The sequence below is a fragment of the Streptomyces sp. NPDC039430 genome, from assembly GCF_055639435.1.
Genome location: NZ_JBVKAK010000002.1, coordinates 469,298 through 491,654, shown reverse-complemented (window position 1 = coordinate 491,654; position 22,357 = coordinate 469,298). Strand labels below are relative to the sequence as shown.

Genomic DNA, 22,357 nt, shown 5'->3' with positions numbered 1-22,357 from the left:
GGCACCGTCGTCCGGCGCCTCTCAGCCGCCGACTTCGATACCGAACTGCCTCCCGACGGCCGTCATTCGGTCCAGATCTCCGTCCGGGTCGCTGTCCGGCCCGGGAGCGGGGCGGCACGCACCGCGGTAGTACTCCTCGATGCCACCGGGCACCGTCAGGTCGAACAGCCGCGCCGTGCGATCGGTGCGGTTCAGCACCGAGTGATGAACGCCCCAGGGCACGAGCACCACCGCTCCGGCGGAGGCCTCGTATTCCTGGCCGTCGACCAGCGCGGTGACGGTTCCCTCCAGGACGTAGAAGGCCTCCTCATAGCGGGCATGACGATGGGCGGGCATGCCGCCGCCCGGCTCAAGCGTGATCTCGGTGACCGTATAGGCGCCCGCGGTCGCGAGCCCCGCCGCTTTGATGGTGTACGTCGCTCCGGCGGCGTACCGGCGGTCGCCTTCGCCCGGCAGCACGAGCGTGGGCCCACGCCCTTCCCCGATCGGAAGGGGCCGCGCCGACCCATCGGCGCCGTTCTCCAAGTAGGTGACGCCATAACGCGGAGTCCGGGCGTTGATCTCCCGCACCGGCATGGTCCCGCGTTTCCCCGGAGGCCCGTCGCCCGGTTCGCCCAGCTCAAGGAAGAAGCCCTCATTACCGCCGGGGGTGGTGAAGGTGAGGAGTTGCGCGCTGTCCTCTCCGACATTGCGCCATTCATGAGCGATCCCACGGGGCGCCGCGAAGAACGTGCCGTCACCAACGGTGGTGTGTATTCCCCCCGCCTTCAGCTCAAGTTTCCCGCGGAGCAGGTAAAACCCCTCCTCCTCCCGCGAATGAACATGCCGGGGCGGACCGGTTCCGGCCGGCGGATAATCGACCCAGAACGCGTACTCGCTTCCCGTGTCCTCACTGACAGCGGCGAAGGTGATCAGGTCATCGCCCATCCACCAGATGGAAACGCCCTCGCCCGGCTTCACCAGCTTGCCGCGTCTGAGCAGAGGGGCATCTTGCTCGATCGGCCTGTTCAGGTCCTGTGGTGTCCTGGCCTTGGCCATCGCTCAACCGTCCCATCCGAGGTCTGAGCGCCCTCCATCCACACGTGGCGGGCGATTCCGTGACCTGTTCGATGGGCCAGATCCCGGACCCCGTTGTCGCACACCACATCAATTTTCGCCCGGTACGAGTCGTTGTCAAAACGTACGGACCGGGCTGCTCCTGCATGCTTGAGCAGGCACTAAACGCTGCACCGGAACGCGTAGCACAGGGCTCCCACCTGCGGAAACGTGGTTCTGAGGGGTCCGAGTCAGCACAGAATCAGCACGGGATCGCGTCATCCATCACGCGAGAGCGTCGCCATCACCCAGCGGCTCCACGGGGATCTGCTGGACGGCGGACTCCAACCGCTCTCGCCTGACGTCGGTTGTAGACGAGGGCCCAGAACGCGGCCGTCGTGGAGAAGACGAGGGCCGCCACGGAGATGACCACCGTTGCAATCTGGACCGATGAGTCGCTCATGGATACCAGGTGGGTGGCCGGTTGTAGTGCGGCAAGTTGCCGAAAGGCCTCCGGGGGATCGTTGACTCTCCGGCCTCAGCTGCGGGCCGCTACCGTGAAGCCATGACCGCACTGCCCGACTGGATGCGCCCGCCGCGCGCGGAAGGCTGGTTCGCGGAGGACCTCGACCGCCTCCCCGAGGCACCGCGCCACACCGAGCTGATCGATGGAGCCCTCGTCTTCATGATGTCGCCCCAGAGGTGGTGGCACGGCCACCTCGTCACCATGCTCACCATCGCGCTCATGGAGCAGGTGCCCGCCGACACCAGAGTCGGCCGCGAAATGACCATCAAGCTCGACCCGCGGAACCGTCCCGAACCGGACCTGCTGGTGACGACGGCCGATTTCGACGGCGACCGTACCTGGTTCGCACCGGAGGACGTCCAGCTCGTCATCGAGGTCGTCTCCCCGGAGTCCGCCCATCGCGGGATCTTCCGGGGCACCCTCCAGCGCCCGGTGCCCTTCCAGATCAGCCTGGACCTCGACACGCTCACACCGCCCCTGAGCGGCTGAAAAGTCAGCACGAAACTACCTAACGTAAAGTAAGGAAACGGCTACACGTTGAAGCGGAACATGTAGTACAGGGCCGCGACCTGCGGAAACGAGGTTCACCGAGGTCGTATCCAGCACCGATCCAGCACCGCAGGAACTCATCCAGCACATCCAGCACGTGGAGCTGAGACGAAGGATGCCACCCGGCATTCCCATACCCGCTGTGTACACATGGGACACTTGGTACGCTTGAGCGCATGACACAGCCGCTGCCCATAGAGACCATCCGCGATGTGCGCGCGCATTTGGCGGAGGTCGTGGAGCGCGCCGACCGCGATGACGTACCCACCGTGATCACACGCCGCGGCAAGGAAGTCGCCGCCATCGTCTCCATCGAGGTACTGCGCAAGTACCAGGAGTGGGAAGAGCGCGAGATCAATCGGATCATCGACGAGCGCATGGCCAACCCCGCACCCGGCATCCCGATCGAGGACATCATGAGGGAGACGCTGGCGCGCAGTGACTGAGTACCGAACCGTCTTCCGCCCCGAGGCGCAGGCCGAGCTTCGGAAGATCCCGCGCGAGATGGCGCTGCGCATCCTGGCCAAGCTGACCGAGCTGGAAAGCGATGCGCTCGGCTTCAACACCACCGCACTCGTGTCCCAGCCAGATCGCCGGCGCCTACGGGTTGGCAACTACCGCGTCGCCTACACGATCGACAACGGGGAACTGATGGTCTGGGTCGTTCACATGGGGCACCGGTCCACCATCTACGACACCTGACCCCCGCTGACCACGCGTCAGAATATCCAGCACCCATCCAGCACGGGGACGACGAAGGGGTCGGGCTCGACAGAGCCCGACCCCTTCTGACGTGTACGCTTCACTCAACACGTAACATGCAGTAACCGCATGGCTACACGTTGAAGCGGAATTCAACTACGTCGCCGTCCTGCATGATGTATTCCTTGCCCTCCATGCGGGCCTTGCCCGCCGCGCGGGCGTCCGCCACCGAGCCCGTTTCGACCAGGTCGGCGAAGGAGATGACCTCGGCCTTGATGAAGCCCTTCTGGAAGTCGGTGTGGATCACACCGGCCGCCTCGGGGGCCGTCGCGCCCTTTTTGATCGTCCAGGCGCGGGATTCCTTGGGGCCTGCCGTGAGGTAGGTCTGCAGGCCCAGGGTGCGGAAGCCGACGTGGGCGAGGGTGGCGAGGCCCGGTTCTTCCTGGCCCACCGACTGGAGCAGTTCGAGGGCCTCGTCGTCGTCCAGTTCGGCGAGGTCGGACTCCAGCTTGGCGTTGAGGAAGATCGCCTCGGCGGGGGCGACCAGGGCGCGCTGTTCGTCCTTGAAGGTGTCGTCCGTCAGTTCGTCCTCGTCGACGTTGAAGACGTAGAGGAACGGCTTCGTGGTGAGCAGGTGCAGCTCGCGCAGGGGCTCGGCCTTCTCGGTGCCCTGGAGGATGCCGGCCGAGAAGAGGGTCTCGCCGGTCTCCAGGATGGCCTGGGCCTCCTCGATGGCCTTGACCTGGCCCACGACCTCCTTCTTGATGCGCGACTCGCGCTGGAGGCGCGGGAGGACCTTCTCGATCGTCTGGAGGTCGGCGAGGATCAGCTCGGTGTTGATCGTCTCGATGTCGTCCTTGGGCGAGACCTTGCCGTCGACGTGGACGACGTTCTCGTCCTTGAAGGCCCGGATGACCTGGCAGATCGCGTCCGATTCACGGATGTTCGCCAGGAACTTGTTGCCCAGGCCCTCGCCCTCGGAGGCGCCGCGCACGATGCCGGCGATGTCGACGAAGTCGACCGTGGCCGGAAGGATCTTCTGCGAGCTGAAGATCTCCGCGAGCTTGTCGAGGCGCGGGTCCGGCACGCCGACCACGCCGACGTTGGGCTCGATGGTGGCGAACGGGTAGTTGGCCGCCAGCACGTCGTTCTTGGTCAGGGCGTTGAACAGGGTCGACTTGCCGACATTCGGCAGGCCGACGATTCCGATCGTGAGCGACACGTTGGCGACTTCCTGAAGTGAGGACTGGCTGATGGCCTGTGTGACCCGGGCGGGCCGATCTCCCAGTTTACGGGCGGCCCGAAGCCGCCACCGACGCGCGCCGGGCGCCTCGGTCCCGGCGCCGGACGTCGAACTCAACGCCAAGCTCGCCCAAAGGGCGTGTCCAACGCCCGCGTGGTCGCCCCGGGCCACCTACGTTGGTCCGGTGGAGCAGCACAGGACACGTCAACCGCAGCAACGTCGGCAGCGCCCCCCGAGCACCTTCGCCGGGACCAGACCCGGGACGACCGGCGGCTACCGGGTGCCGGTGACGCGCCGTCCGCGGGTGTCGCCCCTGGCGGCGCGGCGGCGCGGACTGCCCAATCCGCGGTTCACCGGGCTCGGCGCGGGACTGTTCGCCACCGCGACGATGCTGGCCGTCGCGTTTCTGGACCGGCTGCTCCTGGACGGCGCGCCCGTGGTCTACGGGGTGCTGTTCCTGCTGGTCAGCGCGGTGACCGCGCTCTGGGTACGTACCGCCGACCTGGTTACCGCGCCCATCGGCGTGCCGATCGCCTTCGCGGCCGGCGCGTACCCGATCGCCGGTGGCACCGGCGGCTTCGGCGGGCAGGTGATGGCGCTCGTCACCACCCTGGCGGTGCACGCGGGCTGGCTGTACGGCGGCACGCTCATCGCCGGGCTCATCGCGACCGTACGGAAGGTACGGCAGATGGGCCGACGCCAGAGCGCCCGGGACTCGGCGGCCAGGGCGGGGGTGACCCGGGCCGGGGCCACGGCGTACCGAGCCGCCGGTCCGCGCCCCGGCCCCGGGACCAGGGCTCCCCGCGCCACCGTGCCCAGGGCCGCGCGACGGGGCTAGGGCGTGCTTCCCGGGGTCTTGCCTTCGGATCAGGCCGGACAAGATCCAAACGAGAGGCCCTGGAGCGCGTCCGGCTCTGTTTACCTTCCCGCCGCCGCCATCGCCGCGCCCACGATCCCCGCGTTGTTCTGGAGCTCCGCCGGGAGGATCTCCGCCCTGATCCCCTCGATCAGGGGGATGAACTTGTCGGCCTTGCGGCTCACCCCGCCGCCGATGATGAACAGCTCGGGCGAGAACAGCATCTCCACATGGGCCAGATACTTCTGGACGCGGTGGGCCCAGTGGTGCCAGCTCATGTCCGCGTCGTCCTTGGCCTTCGTCGAGGCGCGCTTCTCCGCCTCGTGGCCGTCCAGCTCCAGATGGCCGAGCTCGGTGTTGGGCACCAGCTTGCCGTCCACGAAGAGCGCGCTGCCGATGCCCGTACCGAAGGTCAGCAGGAATACCGTGCCCTTGCGGCCTCTGCCCGCGCCGAAGGCCATCTCGGCCACCCCCGCCGCGTCCGCGTCATTGAGGACCGTGGTGCGCAGACCCAGCCGCTCGCCGAGCACCTGCCCCGCGTCCGTGTCGATCCAGGCCTTGTCGACATTCGCGGCGGTACGGATCACCGAGCCGGTCACCACCCCGGGGAAGGTGATGCCGACCGGGCCCGACCAGCCGAAGTGCCGCACGACCTCCACCACTCCGTCGGCGACGCTCTCGGGCGTCGCCGGGTGCGGGGTCAGCACCTTGTATCGCGGTTCGACCAGATCGCCGCGCTCCAGGTCCACGGGCGCACCCTTGATGCCCGAGCCACCGATGTCCACTCCGAAGACGTTCATGGACACAACGTTACGGGCAGATGCTGACAGCGACTTCCCGGACGGCGGCTTTGGCCTTGTCCACGTACCAAGTCCACGTACCAAGTCCACGTACCAAGTCGGCGTACCGCGTACCAAGTACCGCGTACCGAGTACCGTCCGGGGGCTACTCCCCCGAGAGCGCCGCCGCCTCGGCGCGCAGGTCGCGGCGCAGCTCCTTCGGCAGCGAGAACGTGATCGACTCCTCGGCCGCCTTGACGATCTCGACATCCTCGAAGCCGCGCTGCGCGAGCCACTCCAGCACGCCCTCGACCAGGATCTCCGGGACGGACGCGCCCGAGGTGACACCGACCGTGGAGACGCCGTCGAGCCATGCCCCGTCGATCTCGTCGGCGCCGTCCACCAGATGGGAGGCGCCCGCGCCGGCGCCGAGGGCGACCTCGACCAGCCGGACCGAGTTGGAGGAGTTCTTGGAGCCGACGACGATCACGAGATCGGCGTCGGCGCCCATCTGCTTGACCGCGATCTGGCGGTTCTGTGTGGCGTAGCAGATGTCGTCGCTCGGCGGCGAGATCAGCTGCGGGAACTTCTCCTTGAGCGCCCCGACCGTCTCCATCGTCTCGTCCACCGACAGCGTGGTCTGCGAGAGCCAGACGACCTTCGACTCGTCGCGCACCTGGACGTTGGCGACATCGTCGGGGCCGTCGACCAGCGTGATGTGGTCCGGGGCCTCGCCCGACGTACCGATGACCTCTTCATGGCCGTCGTGGCCGATGAGCAGGATGTCGTAGTCCTCGTCCGCGAACCGGACGGCTTCCTTGTGCACCTTGGTGACCAGCGGGCAGGTCGCGTCGATGGTGGCGAGCCTGCGGTCCGCCGCCTCCTGGTGGACGACGGGCGCGACGCCGTGGGCCGAGAACATGACGATCGAGCCCTCGGGGACCTCCGCCGTCTCCTCGACGAAGATCGCGCCCTTGTTCTCCAGGGTTTTGACGACGTACTTGTTGTGGACGATCTCGTGACGGACGTAGATCGGCGCCCCGTACTGCTCCAGGGCTTTCTCCACGGCGATCACGGCGCGGTCGACACCGGCGCAGTAACCGCGGGGGGCGGCGAGCAGGACGCGTTTGCCGGCGCGGCGCACGGCGTCTCCACTGGGGGTGGCGGCGGGCGACGGGCGGGACGTTGCAGTCATGTCTCCCATCGTAAGGCGTCCACAAGAGGCGGAACGGCGGGCGGCGGCCCGAGACTGGGCCTACGCGGATCGACGGAGGGACGCGATGGCCGAGACCGGCACCGGTACGGACGGGCCGTCAGAAGAGCCGTCAGGAGGACCGTCAGGAACTACGTCGGGAGGGCCGTCCGGAGGGACGCCGAAAGGGACGTCAGGAGAGACCCCCCAAGACCCGCCGGACGCCCGGTCCGGGGCGCTGACCGGGCGGACCGAGGGCGGCGAGCTGCGGCGGACTCTGGGCTTCCGCGACCTCGTCGTCTACGGACTCCTCTTCATCGCCCCCATGGCGCCCGTCGGGGTCTTCGGCACGCTCGACGCCAAGTCCCATGGCGCCGTGGCCCTGGTCTACGTCGTGGCGACCGTCGCGATGGCGTTCACCGCCTTCAGCTACGCGCAGATGGTGCGGGTCGCCCCGCGGGCCGGCTCCGTCTTCGCGTACGCGCGCAAGGGGCTCGGCGAAGGGGCCGGATTCATCGCCGGCTGGATGGCGATGCTCGACTATCTGCTGATCCCCGCGGTCGCCTATCTCTTCGCCGGGATCGCCATGGAGGCGCTGGTTCCGTCCGTGGACCGCTGGGTGTGGACGACGATCGCCGTCGTGATCACCACCCTGCTCAACCTCTGGGGGGTACGGGCGGCGGCCCGGGTCGGGATGGCGGTGCTCGCGATGGAGATCGTCGTCCTGCTGGTGTTCGTGGTGTCGGCCGTCGCGGTGCTCGCGCAGGACGGCGGGACGCGCGGCTGGTCCACCCCGTTCACGAGCGACGTGGGCTTCTCCCTGGCCGCCGTGCTCGGCGGGGTGTCGGTGGCCGTGCTGTCCTATCTGGGCTTCGACGCGATCGCGTCGTTCGCGGAAGAGGTGACGGGCGGATCGCGGGAGGTGGCGCGCGCCGTGCTGTTCTGTCTGGTGCTCGCGGGCGCGCTGTTCATCGCGCAGACCTATCTGGTGGCGCTGCTCGAACCGATGTCCTCGGCGGAGCTGGCCGCGGATCCGGCCGCCCAGGGCTCCGCGTTCTACGACGCGGTGGATACCTCGGTCGGCGCCTGGCTGCACGATCTGGTGGCGGTCAGCAAGGCGATCGGCGCGGCGTTCGCGGCGCTGGCCGCGCAGGCGGCGGCCGGCCGGCTGCTCTTCGCCATGGGCCGCGCGCGCCGGCTGCCGCGCGTACTCTCCCGTACGGACTCGGGCGTGCCCCGGGTGGCACTGCTGCTGGCCGCGGTGGTGACGCTGCTGGCGGCCGTGTGGGCGGCCCGGCGCCCCGACGGGCTCGACCGGCTGGTCTCGGTGGTGGACGTGGGGGCGCTGACGGCGTTCGTGCTGCTGCACGCGTCGGTGGTGGGGTGGTTCGCGGTGCGGCGCCGGGAAGGGCCGGTGCGCTGGTTCACCCACGTGGTGCTGCCCGTCGTCGGCGCGGCGATCCTGATCGCGGTGATCGTGGAGGCGGCGGGCTCGGCGCGGCTGGCGGGTGCGATCTGGCTGGCCCTGGGGCTGGTGGTGCTGCTGGTGCAGAGGGGACGCGGCCGGCCGGCCTCGCTCCTCGACACGTAGCCGAGGCCGGCGGCGGACAGGCCGTAGCGGCGGGTCCGTGCCCGTCATGCCGCTTTCGGAGCGATGTCACAGGCGGCCGATACGCTCCCCGGTATGGCTCTCAATACGTCCGCGGACGCTCCGCTGCCCGTCGGCGAGGTGTCGCGGCTCATCGGCGGGTGGATCGACCGGCTCGGCGCCATCTGGGTCGAGGGGCAGATCACCCAGCTCTCGCGCAGGCCGGGGGCGGGCGTCGTCTTTCTGACGCTGCGCGACCCGTCGTACGACATCTCGGTGAGCGTGACCTGCTACCGGCAGGTCTTCGACGCGATCGCGGATGTGGTCTCCGAGGGCGCGCGCGTCGTGGTGCAGGCCAAGCCGGAGTGGTACGCGCCGCGCGGGCAGCTGTCGCTGCGGGCCACGGAGATACGGCCCGTCGGAATCGGTGAACTGCTCGTCCGGCTGGAGCGGCTGAGGAAGTCCCTGGGCGCCGAGGGGCTGTTCGCCGCCGACCGCAAGAAGCCGCTGCCCTTTCTGCCGCAGCTGATCGGGCTGGTGTGCGGGCGGGCCTCGGCGGCCGAGCGCGATGTGCTGGAGAACGCGCGGCGGCGGTGGCCCGCGGTGCGCTTCGAGGTCCGCAACACCGCGGTGCAGGGGGTCAACGCCGTGGCGCAGGTCGTCCAGGCGGTCAAGGAGCTGGACGCGCTGCCGGAGGTGGATGTGATCGTCGTCGCGCGCGGCGGCGGCAGCGTGGAGGACCTGCTTCCGTTCTCGGACGAGCAGCTGGTACGGGCGGTGGCCGCGTGCCGTACGCCCGTGGTCTCCGCGATCGGCCATGAGCCGGACGCGCCGCTGCTCGACCTGGTGGCGGACGTACGGGCCTCGACGCCGACCGACGCCGCGAAGCGGATCGTGCCGGACGTCGGGGAGGAGCAGGACCGCGTACAGGCCCTGCGGGACCGTGCGCTGCGGACGGTACGGGGGCTGCTCGACCGGGAGGAGCGCGGTCTCGCCCACGCGCTGGCGAGGCCCGTGATGGAGCGGCCGCACCGGATGGTGGACGACCGTGCGGCCGAGGTGGACGCGCTCGCCGACCGCGGCCGGCGCGTGCTGCGGCATCTGCTGGACCGCGCCGACTCGGAGCTGTCGCACACCTGGGCCCGGGTGGTCGCGCTGTCGCCGGCGGCGACGCTGGAGCGCGGGTACGCGGTGCTCCAGCGGCCGGACGGGACGGTCGTACGTTCCCCGGAGGAGGTCACCGCGGCCGAGGAACTGCGGGCCAGGGTGGCGGAGGGCGAGTTCACGGTGCGGGTCGCCGAGGGAGCCCGGGAGTGACGCTGACGTGAGTGACGCTGACGTGATCGCTGATGTGATCACTGACGGAAACGTTGTCGGACCGCGCGTTACGCGCGCGTAACTAGGGTGGATCACATGGCCAGGACGGACGAGGGCACGACGACGCTCGGTTACGAGCAGGCGCGGGACGAGCTGATCGAGGTCGTACGGCGGCTGGAGGCCGGCGGTACGTCCCTGGAGGACTCGCTGGCGCTGTGGGAACGGGGCGAGGAGCTGGCGAAGGTGTGCCGCCGCTGGCTGGAGGGCGCCAGGGCGCGACTGGACGCGTCCCTGTCCGACGAGTCGGCGGAAGCGGAACAGGAAGGCGGCGGCGCCGAAGCGCGGTGATCTGACGTGGAGGGCTTGCGTGGCTCCGGGACCCCCGGGGAGCTCCGGGACCTCCGGGGACCTCCAGGGCCTGGCACTCGCGACACTTCCGGCGCTTCCGGGCGGCTGTGAATCGGATCACCCCGATCCGGTTTTAGTTGAAGGTTCACACATCCGCTTGTACGGTGAAGCTGTTTGTGTGATCCATCGCGCCCCGGAAGGTACTTCAGATGTCCCTCGTTCTCGACCCCGCCGCTCAGGACCTCCTCTTCCGTGAGGCACGTACGGCCAATACGTTCTCCGAGGAGCCGGTGACCGAGGAGCAGGTTCAGGCCATCTACGACCTGGTCAAGTACGGCCCCACCGCCTTCAACCAGTCGCCGCTGCGCGTCGTCCTGGTCCGCTCCGCCGAGGCCCGCGAGCGTCTCGTGCCGCACATGGCCCAGGGCAACCAGGCCAAGACCGCCACCGCGCCGCTGGTCGCGATCCTGGCCGCCGACAACGAGTTCCACGAGGAGCTCCCCCAGCTCTTCCCCGCGTTCCCGCAGGCCAAGGACGCGTTCTTCAGCGAGCGCCCGGCCCGTGAGCAGTCCGCCTCGCTGAACGCCGCCCTCCAGGCCGGCTACTTCATCGTCGGCATCCGCGCCGCCGGTCTCGCCGCCGGCCCCATGACCGGCTTCGACGCCGCCGGTGTCCAGAAGGAGTTCCTGGACGGGGACCACACCCCGCTGGTGATCGTCAACATCGGCAAGCCCGGCGAGAACGCCTGGTACCCGCGCTCCCCGCGCCTCTCCTTCGACGAGGCCATCACCACCGTCTGAGCCGGCCCGGAGCCCGCCGGACGACGAGGCCGACGACGAGGCGGCCGACGAGGCCGCCGTCCCGTGCATGACGAGGCCGCTGTCCCGTACATCCCGTACAGGACAGCGGCCTCGCCCGTCAGGACCCTCCGGCGCCGGGCTTCCCGGCGACAGGCTTCCCGGCCTCAGGCCTTCCCCGACTCCGGGTTACCGGCCTCGGACGTTCCGGCGTCCGGCTTCCCGGCCTCCAGCGCCGCGGCCATCTCCGCCAGTCGCTCGTAGGACGCCGTACCCGTCACCACCGTCGTCGCGTCACCTTCCGTCCGGACCAGGGCGTCGTACTTCGGCCCCTCCCAGCGCTGCCACGTCTCGCCCGCCACTTGCTGCGTCTTGCCGGTGTCCGCGGCCTGCCGGCTGACCTCCGCGGCGTACTTCTCCGGCGCTCCCGTCGACTGCTCGACCGCGACGTACTCGCCGTCCGGGGCCAGGTAGCCGAGGTGCCAGGCGTTGTCGCTCTCTCGCTTGTACGAGACGGACGTCGGCTTCCACGTCTCCGCCAGGCCCGTCGGCGCCAGCACCGGGTACGGCGCCGCGCGCCGCGCGGTCAGCAGCTCGACCCGGTAGTCGACCGCCTTGACCGGGATGCCCTTCTCGTCGTGCGGGATGAACACATAGATCCCCGCGACGACGACCCCGATGACCGCCATCGACAGGAACAGGTCCCGAACCGTCTGTTTGCCTCGCTTACTCGCCACCGCACCATCGTCGCATCACGGCGTGGCGCTCATCCGTGGGGCCCTCTGCTCAATTTGTCGATGTACGGATAGAGTCGGATCACCCTCTTTTCCGGCCGTCGCCGTACAGAAAGGTGCGCTCCGATGACCGAACATCAACTACCTCACCCGCTTGAGGTGTCTCCCGAGGCACCCGACCGCAACCTCGCGCTGGAGCTGGTCCGGGTCACCGAAGCGGCCGCGATGGCGGCCGGCCGGTGGGTCGGGCGCGGTGACAAGAACGGCGCGGACGGCGCCGCGGTGAACGCCATGCGCACGCTCGTCTCCACCGTGTCGATGAACGGCGTGGTCGTCATCGGCGAGGGCGAGAAGGACGAAGCCCCGATGCTGTTCAACGGGGAGCATGTCGGTGACGGCACCGGCGCCGAGGTCGACATCGCCGTGGACCCCATCGACGGCACCACCCTGAACGCCAAGGGCATGCCGAACGCGATCGCCGTCCTGGCCGCCGCGGACCGCGGGGCCATGTTCGACCCGTCCGCGGTCTTCTACATGGACAAGCTGGTCACCGGCCCCGAGGCGGCGGACTTCGTCGACATCAACGCGCCTGTCGCGGTCAATATCCGCCGGGTCGCCAAGGCCAAGCACTCGTCGCCCGACGATGTCACCGTCGTCATCCTCGACCGCCCCCGCCACGAGGGCATCGTCAAGGAGATCAGGGAGACGGGCGCCCGGATCAAGTTCATCTCCGACGGCGATGTGGCCGGTTCGATCATGGCCGCGCGCGAAGGCACGGGCATCGACCTGCTGATGGGCATCGGCGGCACGCCCGAGGGCATCATCTCGGCGTGCGCCATAAAGTGTCTCGGCGGCATCATCCAGGGCAAGTTGTGGCCCAAGGACGAGGCCGAGCGGCAGCACGCGATCGACGCCGGGCACGATCTGGACCGCGTCCTGTCCACGGACGATCTGGTCAGTGGCGACAATGTCTTCTTCGTCGCCACGGGCATCACGGACGGCGAGCTGCTGCGGGGAGTGCGCTACCGCTCGGAGACCGCGACCACCCAGTCCCTGGTCATGCGCTCGAAGTCGGGCACCATCCGGCAGATCGACTCGACCCATCGGCTCTCGAAGCTCCGCGCCTACAGCACGATCGACTTCGACCGCGCCAAGTAGTCATCGCACGTCACGTATACGGTCACGTATACGGAGGGGGCGGCCCCAGCTGTGCGGCGGGGCGCCCCCTCCGTATACGTACCGCGACGCTTCAACCGGCGGCGGCGATCCGGTCGCCCGCCGCGGCGGCCTTCCGCAGCTCCACCTCGCGCCGCCGGCGGCGGGCCAGCACCACCCGGCGCTCGGCAGCGGTCAGGCCGCCCCACACGCCGTACGGCTCGGGCTGGAGCAGGGCATGCTCCCGGCAGTCGACCATGACCGGACAGCGGGCACAGACCCGCTTCGCGGCCTCCTCCCGCGCCAGCCTCGCGGCTGTCGGCTCCTTGGAAGGGGCGAAGAACAATCCGGCTTCGTCCCGGCGGCACACCGCCTCCGAATGCCAGGGCCCGGCCTGATCCTCCCGAGCGGGACTCCGCTGGGGCGGTACGGCGGCGACCTGCAGGGGCTGATGCGGCAGTTGCAGCACGGTCTACTCCTGACGACGGCTTCGCGAGCGAGAGACGATGAAGCTTTCCCTACCCGCTGTACGCACGCCTATGCACTGAGTGGCAGCCAGTTCGGAGTCCGGAACGCGGTACGGCATTCCGGACGCGCCCCCGCGGCGGGACGTCTTCGGCCAGAAGCGGCCGAGCCGGACACGTCAGTGACCGAAGTGCTTGCGGAGCTGATTGCGGAGATCGGCGATGAACTTGCCGCGCTTCGGCTTGGCCTCGACATTGCCGAACACCGAGTAGCCGTTCACGATCACCGTCGGCGCGTCCCGCTCCTCGGCCTCCAGCGTGATCACCTCGAAGTTGCCGAAGATGCCGGTGCCGTTGCCGCGCAGCGAGATGTTCTCGGGGACCGTGATCTCGACATTGCCGAAAATGGACGTCGCGTTGATCACGGTGGTCCGCTGCCCGAAGAGCGCCTCGGTCAGGTCGATCTCGATATTGCCGAAGAGCGAGAAGGCGTTGGTCTTGCGGCCGATACGCCAGCGGCCCCTGCGGGTCGAGCTGCTGAAGATAGCGACGAGGTTCTCGGCGGGTGCCGAGGGGTCCTCCGGGCCGTATCCGTACGAGCCCGACACGGACTCGCCCGGCGCGGCCCGGCGGCCGTCGGCTCCGGGGGCCGGCAAGTCGCGTACCAGCGGCTCCAGTTCGGCAACGGTCTTGGCCCGGTAGACGGAGTCGATCCGCTCGGCGTGCTCCTCGGCGTCCAGCCGGCCCTCCGCGAGGGCCTCTCGAAGGATGTCCGCGATCCGGTCACGGTCGGCGTCGGAGGCCCGGATGGCCGGCGGCTCCGCCGACGCGACCGGCTTCTGCGCGACCGGCTTCTGAGGGTGCTTTTCGAGGTCCACGGACCCAGGGTAGCGAAACGCGATAGATCGCGACTAGGCCCTGTCGCGTCGCGCGTCGTCGCGCGTCGTCGCGACCGAGCCTTGCTCCAGCCCTGCCCCACGGCACTGAGCCTTACCTCACAGCATCGCTGTCGGTATCGCGCCCTAGTCTGGAGAACGCGTCGCGCGTCGCCAATGGAGGCCACGCCGCTGTCTTTCGAGTGAGGAATGGCCGTAATGCCGGAGTTTGCGTACTCGGATCTGCTTCCGCTGGGAGAGGACACCACGCCCTACCGGCTGGTGACCGCCGAAGGTGTCTCCACCTTCGAGGCCGACGGCCGTACGTTCCTCAAGGTCGAGCCGGAGGCCCTGCGTACGCTCGCCGCCGAGGCGATGCACGACATCTCGCACTATCTGCGCCCGGCCCATCTCGCCCAGCTGCGCAGGATCGTGGACGACCCCGAGGCGTCCTCGAACGACAAGTTCGTGGCGCTCGACCTCCTCAAGAACGCGAACATCGCGGCCGCCGGCGTGCTGCCCATGTGCCAGGACACCGGTACGGCGATCGTGATGGGCAAGCGCGGGCAGCACGTACTCACGAGCGGCGGCGACGAGGAAGCCCTGTCGCACGGCGTCTACGACGCGTACACGAAGCTGAATCTGCGCTATTCGCAGATGGCTCCGCTCACCATGTGGGAGGAGAAGAACACCGGCTCGAACCTGCCCGCGCAGATCGAGCTGTACGCGACCGACGGCGGCGCGTACAAGTTCCTCTTCATGGCGAAGGGCGGCGGCTCCGCCAACAAGTCGTTCCTCTACCAGGAGACCAAGGCGGTCCTCAACGAGTCCTCCATGATGAAGTTCCTGGAGGAGAAGATCCGTTCGCTCGGTACGGCCGCGTGCCCGCCGTACCACCTGGCGATCGTGGTGGGCGGTACGTCCGCCGAGTTCGCGCTCAAGACCGCGAAGTACGCCTCCGCGCACTACCTGGACGAGCTGCCGTCCGAGGGTTCCCCGACCGGCCACGGCTTCCGTGACAAGGAGCTGGAGGAGAAGGTCTTCGAGCTGACGCAGAAGATCGGTATCGGCGCGCAGTTCGGCGGCAAGTACTTCTGCCATGACGTACGGGTCGTGCGGCTGCCGCGGCACGGCGCCTCGCTGCCGGTCGCGATCGCCGTCTCCTGCTCGGCCGACCGGCAGGCCGTCGCGAAGATCACCGCGGAGGGCGTCTTCCTGGAGCAGCTGGAGAAGGACCCGGCGCGTTTCCTCCCGGAGACCACCGACGAGCACCTCGACGAGGGACAGGTCGTCCGGATCGACCTCAACCGTCCGATGGACGACGTTCTCGCCGAGTTGACGAAGTATCCGGTCAAGACGCGGCTCTCGCTCACCGGCCCGCTCGTGGTGGCCCGTGACATCGCGCACGCCAAGATCAAGGAGCGGCTCGACGCGGGCGAGGAGATGCCGCAGTACCTGAAGGACCACCCGGTCTACTACGCGGGCCCGGCGAAGACGCCCGAGGGGTACGCCTCCGGCTCGTTCGGCCCGACGACCGCCGGCCGGATGGACTCGTACGTGGCGCAGTTCCAGGCGGCGGGCGGCTCGAAGGTCATGCTCGCCAAGGGCAACCGCTCGAAGCAGGTCACCGACGCGTGCGGCACGCACGGCGGCTTCTATCTCGGCTCGATCGGCGGCCCGGCGGCCCGGCTCGCCCAGGACTGCATCAAGAAGGTCGAGGTCGTCGAGTACGAGGAGCTGGGCATGGAGGCGGTCTGGAAGATCGAGGTGGAGGACTTCCCCGCGTTCATCGTCGTGGACGACAAGGGGAACGACTTCTTCACCGAGCCGGCCCCGGCACCGACGTTCACGAGCATCCCGGTCCGCGGCCCGGGTCTCGCCTGACGCCCCGCACCGGCCAGGCCCCGCACGGCCTCTTCGACGCGCCCTCCCCGGCCTTCCTCCGGGGAGGGCGCTCCCGTCTCCACCACACTCCCGGGGGAACGTCGCTCGGGAACGTCCCACGGGAACACATCGGATCAGCCGGGCGCTCACCCTTGCAGGAGGTACGACGACGATGACGACCGACGAGAACCAGTACCGGACCGAGCACGACTCCATGGGCGAGGTACGGGTCCCCGCGCACGCCAAGTGGCGTGCCCAGACGCAGCGCGCGGTGGAGAACTTCCCCGTCTCGGGACAGCGGCTGGAGCGCGCCCATATCGAGGCCCTGGCCCGCGTCAAGTCCGCCGCGGCCAAGGTCAACGCCCAGCTCGGTGTGATCGACAAGGACATCGCGGACGCCATCCAGGACGCGGCGGCCGAGGTCGCGGACGGCCGCTGGGACGAGCACTTCCCGGTGGACGTCTTCCAGACGGGCTCCGGCACCTCCTCGAACATGAACACCAATGAGGTGCTCGCCACGCTCGCCACCGAGCGTCTCGGCCGTGAGGTCCACCCGAACGACCATGTGAACGCCTCGCAGAGCTCCAACGACGTCTTCCCGTCGAGCATCCACATCGCCGCGACCGCCGCCGTCACCGGCGAGCTGATGCCGGCGCTCGGCCATCTCGCCGCCTCCCTGGAGCGCAAGGCCGAGGAGTTCCGGGATGTCGTGAAGTCGGGCCGTACGCATCTGATGGATGCCACGCCCGTCACCCTGGGCCAGGAGTTCGGCGGCTACGCCGCGCAGATCCGGTACGCGGGCGAGCGGCTGACGGCCTCGCTGCCCCGGCTCGCCGAGCTGCCCCTCGGCGGTACGGCGGTGGGCACCGGCATCAACACGCCGCCCGGCTTCTCCGCGGCCGTCATCGCCGAGGTCGCGCGCGCGACCGGGCTGCCGCTGACGGAGGCCCGTAACCACTTCGAGGCGCAGGGCGCCCGCGACGGGCTCGTGGAGACCTCGGGCCAGCTCCGTACGCTCGCCGTCTCCCTCACCAAGATCGCCAACGATCTGCGCTGGATGGCCTCGGGCCCGCGCACCGGTCTGGCCGAAATCAGTCTCCCCGATCTCCAGCCCGGCTCCTCGATCATGCCCGGCAAGGTCAATCCGGTGATCCCGGAGGCCGTGCTGATGGTCGCGGCCCAGGTCACGGGCAATGACGCCACGGTCGCGACGGCCGGGGCCGCGGGGAACTTCGAGCTGAACGTGATGCTCCCGGTGATCGCCAAGAACCTCCTGGAGTCCGTACGGCTGCTCGCGAACGTCTCCCGGCTGCTCGCTGACCGTACGGTCGACGGCATCACGGCCCATGTGGAGCGGGCCCGCGCGTACGCGGAGTCGTCCCCGTCCGTGGTCACGCCGCTGAACAAGTACCTCGGGTACGAGGAGGCCGCGAAGGTCGCCAAGCGGTCCCTCGCGGAGCACACGACGATCCGCGAGACGGTGCTGTCGGGCGGCTACGTGGAGCGCGGGGTGCTCACCCTGGAGCAGCTCGACGAGGCACTGGATGTCCTGCGCATGACACATCCGTAACACGTGAGACGTGCCGTGGCGCCCCGGACACCACCACCTGGGTCCTGTCCGTAGGATCTGCGCATGACAGCGACGGTGAGGGCGACGAACGGGCAGCACTGGGCGCCCGGCACACAGATCCTGTGGCGGTACCGGGAGAACGCCGGGGACCGCGTGCACATCTGCCGTCCTGTCACGGTCGTGCAGGACACCGACGACCTGCTCGCGGCCTGGCTCGCGCCGGACACGCCCTGCGTGAAGCCGGCCCTCGCGGACGGCACCCCGGTCAACCGCGAGCCGCTGGCCACCCGCTACACCAAACCGCGCAGGGTGGTGCGCGACCGGTGGTACGGGATGGGCGTGCTGAAGCTGGCCAGACCCGGCGAGCCCTGGTCGGTGTGGCTGTGGTGGGAGCGCGGCTGGCGGTTCCAGAACTGGTACGTCAACCTGGAGGAGCCGCGTACCCGTTGGGCCGGGGGTATCGACTCCGAGGACCACTTCCTCGACATCGACGTCTATCCGGACCGCAGTTGGCGCTGGCGCGACGAGGACGAGTTCGCGCAGGCACAGCACGACGGCCTGATGACACCGGCGCAGGCACGCCGGGTCGGGGAGGCCGGGCGCGCGGCGGTCGAGGTGATCAACGCGTGGGGCGCCCCGTACTGCGACGGCTGGGAGCACTGGCGGCCCGAGCCGCACTGGCCGGTGCCCGAGCTGCCGGCGGACTGGGACCGTACGGCGGCGCGGCTGACGCCCTGAGGGAGCCGCCGCCGCACGACCGTGGTGAAGTGACCGATTCACGTCCGGGAACGCGCTCGGGCGCATACGACCTCGTGAGATCCTTGATACGCCCCCGGGGTTGAAACGTAGGATCGTCCTCCGGAAGACCGGAGTGGGGCAACAGGCCGGTGCGGAAAGCCGGCTGACCGTTGGTCACACCGGACACGACACCACACGTCACACTGTTCGACATTATTCGACCCGACACTGTTCGCCCGCAACGACCGCACAACAACGACCGTGAGCCACTACGAGGGGGTGGAGCCGTGCGTAAGGGCTGCCGCCCTGTCGACGCCGCCTGCCGCGCGGTAGTTTCGCCTGTCGGAACGATCGCATCGCACCCCCGGCCCGGACGGACGGAATCCCACGCGTGACGGAGCATCCCCCCTCCCACGAAGGCCGGCAGCCACTGGTTGCCCGGTCGCAGGAACGCACCAGGCCGCGGCAGGAGGCCGGCGCCTCCGCCGTGCCGCAGCCCGTGGTGCCCGCGCCGGCGCCCGACCCCGTCGCGACGGCGCGGCGCGAGGGCGACCGGCTGCGCTTCGTGGGGGCCGCGACCCGGCGTATCGCACGCGGCATAGACCTGGACGAGATCGTGCTCGGGCTGTGCCGGGCGACCGTCCCGACGTTCTCCGACGCCATACTGGTCTATCTGCGCGACCCGCTGCCCGTCGGTGACGAGCGCCCGGTGTCGCCGTTCGTGCTGCGGCTGCGGCGTACGGACCGGCTGCGGCTGACGGACGACGACACGGAGGGCACCGGCGGTATCCCGGTCCAGATCAGCGAAGGTCTGCGGCTGCCGATCCTCGACCCCCAGTCGGATGTGATGCCCGCCGCCGAGCTGTGCGAGGTGCGCTCGGGCGGCGCGCTCTCCGAGGTGCTGCGGGGCGTACGTCCGGTCTTCGGCGACTCGGCCGCGGCCCGCGCCGCGCTGCCCGAGCTGCTCGGCGCCGACCGCACCGTCCCGTCGGGGCACCGCGCGATCCTCGCGCCGCTGCGCGGCCGGCGGCGGGTCATCGGCGCCGCGGTCTTCCTGCGCAGACCGGACCGCGCCGCCTTCGAGCCGAACGATCTGCTCGTCGCGGCGCAGCTGGCGACGCATACGGCGCTGGGCATCGACAAGGCGGTGCTGTACGGCCGCGAGGCGTATATCGCCGATGAGCTGCAGCGCACGATGCTGCCGGAGAACCTGCCCCAGCCGACCGGTGTACGGCTGGCCTCCCGCTATCTCCCGGCCGCCGAGACCGCGCGGGTCGGCGGTGACTGGTACGACGCGATCCCGCTGCCCGGCAGCAGGGTCGCGCTGGTCGTCGGCGATGTCATGGGCCACTCCATGACCTCCGCGGCGATCATGGGCCAGCTGCGGACGACCGCGCAGACCCTCGCCGGGCTCGATCTGCCGCCGCAGGAGGTGCTGCACCATCTGGACGAGCAGGCCCAGCGGCTCGGCACGGACCGGATGGCGACCTGCCTCTACGCGGTGTACGACCCGGTCTCGCACCGGATCACCATCGCCAACGCCGGTCACCCGCCGCCCATACTGCTGCACCTGGGCGGCCGGGCGGAGGTGCTGCGGGTACCGCCCGGGGCGCCGATCGGGGTCGGCGGGGTGGATTTCGAGGCCGTCGAGCTGGACGCGCCCGCGGGAGCGACCCTGCTCCTCTACACCGACGGGCTCGTCGAGTCCCGGCTGCGGGACGTGTGGACGGGGATCGAGCAGCTGCGGGAGCGGCTCGCGGCCACCGCGCAGCTGACCGGACCGGACCATTCGCCGCCGCTGGAGGCGCTCTGCGACGACGTCCTCGACGTCCTGGGCCCCGGTGACCGTGACGATGACATCGCGCTGCTCGCCGCCCGCTTCGACGGGATCGCGCCCAGTGACGTCGCGTACTGGTTCCTGGAACCGGAGGACGCCGCTCCGGGGCGGGCCAGGCGGCTGGCACGGCGGGCGCTGGCCCGCTGGGACCTGGAGGATCTGAGCGACTCGGTCGAGCTGCTGATCAGCGAGGTCGTCACCAACGCCGTGCGGTACGCGGAGCGCCCGGTGACGCTGCGGCTGCTCCGTACGGACGTACTGCGCTGCGAGGTCGGGGACGATTCGCCGCAGCTGCCCCGGCAGCGGCGGGCCCGCGACACCGACGAGGGCGGCCGTGGGTTGTTCCTGGTCAACCGGCTGGCGCGGCGCTGGGGAGCGACCCGGCTCTCCACCGGCAAGGTGGTCTGGTTCGAGATCCCGACGCGAGCCTAGGGAAGACCCAGGGACACAGTGGACAAAAAGTACCAAGGGCACATGTTGCCAATGAGGTGTCGTAGAGGTTAGCTGGGGCAGGCGGCCGTAGTGACCGCTGTCCCAGCCCGGGACAGGGCCTGGGATCGCTCCCCGGTTCCTGGTCCCCGCATCTCCCGGGCTCTATCGACGGGAGGCCCGCTCGTGTCCGTGTCATCCCCCAACACTCCCTACACGACGAACAACGCCGGCATTCCGGTGGAGAGCGACGAGCACTCGCTCTCCATCAGCCCCGACGGCCCGATCCTGATGCAGGACCACTACCTCATCGAGAAAATGGCCCAGTTCAACCGGGAACGGGTCCCCGAGCGAGTGGTCCACGCGAAGGGCGCGGGCGCGTACGGATTCTTCGAAGTGACCAATGACGTCAGCCAGTTCACCAAGGCCGACCTCTTCCAGCCGGGCAGGCGCACCGACATGCTGGCCCGGTTCTCGACGGTCGCGGGCGAGCTGGGCTCGCCCGACACCTGGCGCGACCCCCGTGGCTTCGCGCTGAAGTTCTACACCGAACACGGCAACTACGACATGGTCGGCAACAACACGCCGATCTTCTTCGTACGCGACCCCATGAAGTTCCAGGACTTCATCCGCTCGCAGAAGCGCCACCCGGCCACCGGACTGCGCAACAACGACATGCAGTGGGACTTCTGGACGCTCTCCCCCGAGTCCGCGCACATGGTCACCTGGCTGATGGGCGACCGGGGCATCCCGAAGTCGTTCCGGCATATGAACGGCTACAGCTCGCACACCTATATGTGGGTGAACGGCGCCGGTGAGCGGTTCTGGGTGAAGTACCACTTCAAGACCGATCAGGGCATCGGCCACCTCACCCAGGCCGACGCCGACGCGATGGCCGGCTCGGACGGTGACCACCACCGCCGTGATCTGTACGAGTCGATCGAGTCCGGGAACGCGCCGACCTGGAGCCTGAAGGTCCAGATCATGCCGTTCGAGGACGCGGCCGACTACCGCTTCAACCCGTTCGATCTGACCAAGGTGTGGCCGCACGGCGACTACCCCCTGATCGATGTCGGCCGGATGACGCTCAACAAGAATCCGGACAACTTCTTCATCCACATCGAGCAGGCCGCCTTCGAGCCCTCGAATCTGGTACCGGGCATCGGTCCGTCCCCGGACAAGATGCTGCTCGGCCGGCTCTTCTCGTACCCGGACACACACCGCTACCGGATCGGCCCGAACTACGCCCAGCTGCCGCCCAACAGGGCGCGCTCGCAGGTGAATTCGTACGCCAAGGACGGTCCGATGCGGTACGAGGCGGCGAACGCGGCGCGGCCGTACGCGCCGAACTCGTACGGCGGCCCGGCGGCCGATGTGGACCGGTTCGGCGACCCGGCGGGCTGGGCCGCGGCCGGTGAGATGGTGCGCGAGGCGTACAAGCTGCACCGCGAGGACGACGACTGGGGCCAGGCGGGTACGCAGGTCCGGCAGGTGCTGGACGACGCGGCGCGCGACCGGCTGGTGTCGAACGTCTCCGGGCATCTGGCGCAGGGGGTGTCCCGTCCCGTCCTGGACCGGGCGCTCCAGTACTGGCGCAATATCGACAAGGTGATCGGCGACCGGATCGCCAAGAAGGCGAACGGCGGCTGACGCGGGGACGCGGGGGGGGGGGGGGGGGGGGGAAGGGGGGGGGGAGGGGGGGGGAGGGGGGGGGGGGGGGGGGTGGGGGGGGGGGGAGG

General features: G+C 69.5%; 21 protein-coding genes. 14 read left to right on the top strand and 7 right to left on the bottom strand.

Features of this window, described 5'->3' with window-relative positions:
• Positions 1 to 21: 21 nt before the first annotated feature.
• Positions 22 to 1,038, bottom strand: a complete 1,017-nt coding sequence (locus ACZ7LS_RS07255; protein WP_382664403.1) for a cupin domain-containing protein — start codon at positions 1,036 to 1,038, stop codon at positions 22 to 24.
• Positions 1,039 to 1,600: 562 nt separating this feature from the next.
• On the opposite strand from ACZ7LS_RS07255, the gene ACZ7LS_RS07250 reads away from it, so the two are divergent.
• The 3 genes from ACZ7LS_RS07250 (at position 1,601) to ACZ7LS_RS07240 (ending at position 2,812) form a co-directional block, all read left to right on the top strand.
• Entirely contained in the window at positions 1,601 to 2,050 is a 450-nt protein-coding gene (locus tag ACZ7LS_RS07250; RefSeq protein WP_385135165.1) for a Uma2 family endonuclease, read from the top strand.
• 236 nt (positions 2,051 to 2,286) lie between these two features.
• Positions 2,287 to 2,556 (top strand): type II toxin-antitoxin system Phd/YefM family antitoxin, encoded by a 270-nt coding sequence (locus ACZ7LS_RS07245; RefSeq protein WP_385135167.1) that lies wholly within the window; start codon positions 2,287 to 2,289, stop codon positions 2,554 to 2,556.
• Positions 2,549 to 2,812 carry a type II toxin-antitoxin system RelE family toxin gene (locus ACZ7LS_RS07240; RefSeq protein WP_385135169.1) on the top strand — a complete coding sequence of 88 codons (264 nt, stop codon included), beginning with the start codon at positions 2,549 to 2,551 and terminating at the stop codon, positions 2,810 to 2,812. The genes ACZ7LS_RS07245 and ACZ7LS_RS07240 overlap by 8 nt, the downstream gene beginning before the upstream one ends.
• Before the next feature lie 133 nt (positions 2,813 to 2,945).
• Here ACZ7LS_RS07240 and ychF read toward each other — a convergent pair whose 3' ends face one another.
• Complete coding sequence (ychF, locus tag ACZ7LS_RS07235; RefSeq protein WP_382528356.1) at positions 2,946 to 4,034, bottom strand: redox-regulated ATPase YchF; 1,089 nt, start codon at positions 4,032 to 4,034, stop codon at positions 2,946 to 2,948.
• A gap of 205 nt (positions 4,035 to 4,239) precedes the next feature.
• Between ychF and ACZ7LS_RS07230 the strand changes: the two genes are divergently transcribed.
• The gene (locus ACZ7LS_RS07230; RefSeq protein ID WP_382528354.1) at positions 4,240 to 4,893 is read left to right on the top strand and encodes a DUF6542 domain-containing protein; all 654 of its coding nucleotides are present in this window, start codon (positions 4,240 to 4,242) and stop codon (positions 4,891 to 4,893) included.
• Positions 4,894 to 4,973: 80 nt separating this feature from the next.
• Here ACZ7LS_RS07230 and ppgK read toward each other — a convergent pair whose 3' ends face one another.
• Complete coding sequence (gene ppgK, locus ACZ7LS_RS07225) at positions 4,974 to 5,711, bottom strand: polyphosphate--glucose phosphotransferase (RefSeq protein WP_382528351.1); 738 nt, start codon at positions 5,709 to 5,711, stop codon at positions 4,974 to 4,976.
• A gap of 145 nt (positions 5,712 to 5,856) precedes the next feature.
• The gene (locus ACZ7LS_RS07220; RefSeq protein WP_382664396.1) at positions 5,857 to 6,885 is read right to left on the bottom strand and encodes a 4-hydroxy-3-methylbut-2-enyl diphosphate reductase; all 1,029 of its coding nucleotides are present in this window, start codon (positions 6,883 to 6,885) and stop codon (positions 5,857 to 5,859) included.
• An 85-nt stretch (positions 6,886 to 6,970) separates the two neighbouring features.
• Here ACZ7LS_RS07220 and ACZ7LS_RS07215 point away from each other — a divergent pair, with 85 nt between their 5' ends.
• From ACZ7LS_RS07215 to ACZ7LS_RS07200, 4 genes are all read left to right on the top strand, one after another.
• The gene (locus ACZ7LS_RS07215) at positions 6,971 to 8,473 is read left to right on the top strand and encodes an APC family permease (protein ID WP_385135173.1); all 1,503 of its coding nucleotides are present in this window, start codon (positions 6,971 to 6,973) and stop codon (positions 8,471 to 8,473) included.
• A gap of 93 nt (positions 8,474 to 8,566) precedes the next feature.
• Entirely contained in the window at positions 8,567 to 9,787 is a 1,221-nt protein-coding gene (gene xseA, locus ACZ7LS_RS07210; protein ID WP_385135175.1) for an exodeoxyribonuclease VII large subunit, read from the top strand.
• A 96-nt stretch (positions 9,788 to 9,883) separates the two neighbouring features.
• Positions 9,884 to 10,135, top strand: coding sequence for an exodeoxyribonuclease VII small subunit (locus ACZ7LS_RS07205; RefSeq protein ID WP_382528342.1), 252 nt, complete (start codon positions 9,884 to 9,886; stop codon positions 10,133 to 10,135).
• A gap of 209 nt (positions 10,136 to 10,344) precedes the next feature.
• The gene (locus ACZ7LS_RS07200; protein ID WP_385135177.1) at positions 10,345 to 10,935 is read left to right on the top strand and encodes a malonic semialdehyde reductase; all 591 of its coding nucleotides are present in this window, start codon (positions 10,345 to 10,347) and stop codon (positions 10,933 to 10,935) included.
• Positions 10,936 to 11,099: 164 nt separating this feature from the next.
• On the opposite strand, the gene ACZ7LS_RS07195 is transcribed toward ACZ7LS_RS07200, so the two are convergent.
• Positions 11,100 to 11,669 carry a DUF4245 domain-containing protein gene (locus ACZ7LS_RS07195; RefSeq protein ID WP_382528337.1) on the bottom strand — a complete coding sequence of 190 codons (570 nt, stop codon included), beginning with the start codon at positions 11,667 to 11,669 and terminating at the stop codon, positions 11,100 to 11,102.
• Positions 11,670 to 11,792: 123 nt separating this feature from the next.
• Between ACZ7LS_RS07195 and glpX the strand changes: the two genes are divergently transcribed.
• The gene (gene glpX / locus ACZ7LS_RS07190) at positions 11,793 to 12,824 is read left to right on the top strand and encodes a class II fructose-bisphosphatase (RefSeq protein WP_382664383.1); all 1,032 of its coding nucleotides are present in this window, start codon (positions 11,793 to 11,795) and stop codon (positions 12,822 to 12,824) included.
• Between the two features lie 91 nt (positions 12,825 to 12,915).
• Here glpX and ACZ7LS_RS07185 read toward each other — a convergent pair whose 3' ends face one another.
• Together ACZ7LS_RS07185 and ACZ7LS_RS07180 are read right to left on the bottom strand one after the other, a co-directional pair.
• Positions 12,916 to 13,290 carry a WhiB family transcriptional regulator gene (locus ACZ7LS_RS07185; protein ID WP_129770557.1) on the bottom strand — a complete coding sequence of 125 codons (375 nt, stop codon included), beginning with the start codon at positions 13,288 to 13,290 and terminating at the stop codon, positions 12,916 to 12,918.
• A 174-nt stretch (positions 13,291 to 13,464) separates the two neighbouring features.
• On the bottom strand, positions 13,465 to 14,163 hold the full coding sequence (locus ACZ7LS_RS07180; protein WP_382528331.1) for a DUF1707 SHOCT-like domain-containing protein: 699 nt from the start codon (positions 14,161 to 14,163) through the stop codon (positions 13,465 to 13,467).
• 216 nt (positions 14,164 to 14,379) lie between these two features.
• Here ACZ7LS_RS07180 and ACZ7LS_RS07175 point away from each other — a divergent pair, with 216 nt between their 5' ends.
• From ACZ7LS_RS07175 to ACZ7LS_RS07155, 5 genes are all read left to right on the top strand, one after another.
• Positions 14,380 to 16,044 carry a fumarate hydratase gene (locus ACZ7LS_RS07175; RefSeq protein WP_382528328.1) on the top strand — a complete coding sequence of 555 codons (1,665 nt, stop codon included), beginning with the start codon at positions 14,380 to 14,382 and terminating at the stop codon, positions 16,042 to 16,044.
• 172 nt (positions 16,045 to 16,216) lie between these two features.
• Entirely contained in the window at positions 16,217 to 17,614 is a 1,398-nt protein-coding gene (locus ACZ7LS_RS07170; protein WP_382528325.1) for a class II fumarate hydratase, read from the top strand.
• 63 nt (positions 17,615 to 17,677) lie between these two features.
• Complete coding sequence (gene fomD, locus ACZ7LS_RS07165) at positions 17,678 to 18,352, top strand: cytidylyl-2-hydroxypropylphosphonate hydrolase (RefSeq protein WP_382875851.1); 675 nt, start codon at positions 17,678 to 17,680, stop codon at positions 18,350 to 18,352.
• 391 nt (positions 18,353 to 18,743) lie between these two features.
• Positions 18,744 to 20,621: a SpoIIE family protein phosphatase gene (locus ACZ7LS_RS07160; protein ID WP_382528319.1), complete on the top strand. Its 1,878-nt coding sequence runs from the start codon at positions 18,744 to 18,746 to the stop codon at positions 20,619 to 20,621.
• Between the two features lie 183 nt (positions 20,622 to 20,804).
• Positions 20,805 to 22,268 (top strand): catalase, encoded by a 1,464-nt coding sequence (locus ACZ7LS_RS07155; protein WP_382528317.1) that lies wholly within the window; start codon positions 20,805 to 20,807, stop codon positions 22,266 to 22,268.
• Positions 22,269 to 22,357 lie beyond the last annotated feature (89 nt).

Excerpts from the sequence above, each read along its gene's own strand:
- ACZ7LS_RS07200 (WP_385135177.1), top strand. The coding sequence starts at position 10,345 with ATGTCCCTCGTTCTCGACCCCGCCGCTCAGGACCTCCTCTTCCGTGAG.
- ACZ7LS_RS07220 (WP_382664396.1), bottom strand. The coding sequence starts at position 6,885 with ATGACTGCAACGTCCCGCCCGTCGCCCGCCGCCACCCCCAGTGGAGAC.
- ACZ7LS_RS07255 (WP_382664403.1), bottom strand. The coding sequence starts at position 1,038 with ATGGCCAAGGCCAGGACACCACAGGACCTGAACAGGCCGATCGAGCAA.
- fomD (WP_382875851.1), top strand. The coding sequence starts at position 17,678 with ATGACAGCGACGGTGAGGGCGACGAACGGGCAGCACTGGGCGCCCGGC.
- ppgK (WP_382528351.1), bottom strand. The coding sequence starts at position 5,711 with ATGAACGTCTTCGGAGTGGACATCGGTGGCTCGGGCATCAAGGGTGCG.
- glpX (WP_382664383.1), top strand. The coding sequence starts at position 11,793 with ATGACCGAACATCAACTACCTCACCCGCTTGAGGTGTCTCCCGAGGCA.
- ACZ7LS_RS07245 (WP_385135167.1), top strand. The coding sequence starts at position 2,287 with ATGACACAGCCGCTGCCCATAGAGACCATCCGCGATGTGCGCGCGCAT.
- xseA (WP_385135175.1), top strand. The coding sequence starts at position 8,567 with ATGGCTCTCAATACGTCCGCGGACGCTCCGCTGCCCGTCGGCGAGGTG.
- ACZ7LS_RS07205 (WP_382528342.1), top strand. The coding sequence starts at position 9,884 with ATGGCCAGGACGGACGAGGGCACGACGACGCTCGGTTACGAGCAGGCG.
- ACZ7LS_RS07175 (WP_382528328.1), top strand. The coding sequence starts at position 14,380 with ATGCCGGAGTTTGCGTACTCGGATCTGCTTCCGCTGGGAGAGGACACC.
- ACZ7LS_RS07250 (WP_385135165.1), top strand. The coding sequence starts at position 1,601 with ATGACCGCACTGCCCGACTGGATGCGCCCGCCGCGCGCGGAAGGCTGG.
- ACZ7LS_RS07170 (WP_382528325.1), top strand. The coding sequence starts at position 16,217 with ATGACGACCGACGAGAACCAGTACCGGACCGAGCACGACTCCATGGGC.
- ACZ7LS_RS07215 (WP_385135173.1), top strand. The coding sequence starts at position 6,971 with ATGGCCGAGACCGGCACCGGTACGGACGGGCCGTCAGAAGAGCCGTCA.